Source organism: Micromonospora sp. B9E7, from assembly GCF_039871815.1.
Classification (GTDB): domain Bacteria; phylum Actinomycetota; class Actinomycetes; order Mycobacteriales; family Micromonosporaceae; genus Micromonospora.
On record NZ_JBDPLX010000053.1, the window covers coordinates 1 to 1005 of the forward strand.

Consider the following 1005-nt stretch of genomic DNA (forward strand, 5'->3'; position numbering starts at 1 on the left):
TGGCCGATGTTCGACTTCACCGACCCCAACCACAACGGCTCATCACCGGGACGGTCCTGCCCATACGTGGCCAACAACGCCTGCGCCTCGATCGGATCACCCAACCGGGTGCCCGTCCCATGCGCCTCGACGACGTCGACGTCGGAGGTCGACAGATCAGCGGCCGCGAGCGCCGCGCGGATCACCCGCTGCTGCGACGGACCATTCGGCGCCGTCAAACCATTCGACGCACCATCCTGATTGACCGCACTACCCCGCACCACCGCGAGGACCCGATGCCCATTCCGCACCGCATCCGACAGGCGCTCCACCACCAGAACACCAACACCCTCACCCCACGCCGTGCCATCCGCCCCCGCCGCGAACGCCTTACACCGACCATCACCGGCCAACCCACGCTGCCGCGAAAACTCAATAAACGTCCCCGGCGTCGACATCACCGTCACACCACCAGCCAACGCCAAACCACACTCACCCGCACGCAACGCCTGCACCGCCAAATGCAACGCCACCAACGACGACGAACACGCCGTATCAACAGTGACCGCCGGACCCTCCACACCCAACACATACGAAACCCGACCCGACAACACACTCGCCGCATTACCAGTCCCCAGGAAACCATCAGCCTCCCGCGGCACCGCCAACAACAACGTCGAATAATCCTGACCATTAGTCCCCGTGAACACACCAACCGGAGAACCCCGCAACCCCAGCGGATCAACCCCCGCCGACTCCAACGCCTCCCACGACACCTCCAACAACAACCGCTGCTGCGGATCCATCGCCAACGCCTCCCGAGGCGACACCCCGAAAAACGACGCATCAAAACCCGCAACACCCTCCAAAAACCCACCAGCAGACACATACGACGTCCCGAACGACTCCCCATCACCCACCAACCCCGCCAAATCCCAACCCCGATCCGACGGAAACTCCACCACCCCATCCCCACCAGAAACCACAAAATCCCACAACTCATCCGGCGAACCCACACCACCCGGA

General features: G+C 63.4%; 1 protein-coding gene. It reads right to left on the reverse strand.

Translation table 11 applies throughout. The annotated features are described in order from the left end of the window. Positions 1–1005 (reverse strand): polyketide synthase (locus ABGB10_RS33170; protein WP_347664919.1); only part of this gene is annotated, 1005 nt, incomplete at both ends.